This window comes from Variovorax sp. P2_H12, from assembly GCF_056403395.1.
Map to the genome: position 1 here is coordinate 1 of NZ_JBFUFO010000206.1, position 440 is coordinate 440.

Genomic DNA, 440 nt, shown 5'->3' on the forward strand with positions numbered 1-440 from the left:
TCCAGGCCGAGGACGACCCGCATCGTGGTGGACTTGCCGGCACCGTTGGGGCCGACGAAACCGGTGACCTGTCCGGGCCTGACGGTGAACGTCATCCCGTCCAGCGCGGTGGTCGGCCCGTAGCGCTTGCGCAGGCCGGTGACTTCCACGGTTGCTTCCATGCCCGGCAGACTAGGCAGCACGGTGCCGCGCGGTCGTCACGCCGGACAGCGACTTCTGCCCTCCCTGGCACGAGGGATGTCCGGCGCCACGGGTCCCTCACGAGAGGGATGCGAGGGCGCGCACCCGCGGCAAGAATGACCGACGTGGACGAACACCGGCAGAGCGGATGGGCCGAGCGGGCGTGCCGCATCGGTGCCGATCCCCGTACGCCCGCCGTGGCCGCAACGTTCCTGGCGCTGCTCGCGGTGACCGAGTCGTTCGCGCGGACGGCGGACAGC

1 protein-coding gene is annotated in these 440 nt (G+C 71.4%); it reads right to left on the bottom strand.

Translation table 11 applies throughout. The annotated features are described in order from the left end of the window. Positions 1 to 161, bottom strand: a 161-nt coding sequence (locus tag AC1DYK_RS35825) for an ATP-binding cassette domain-containing protein (protein WP_478170589.1), incomplete at its 3' end; no start/stop codon positions are given. Positions 162 to 440 lie beyond the last annotated feature (279 nt).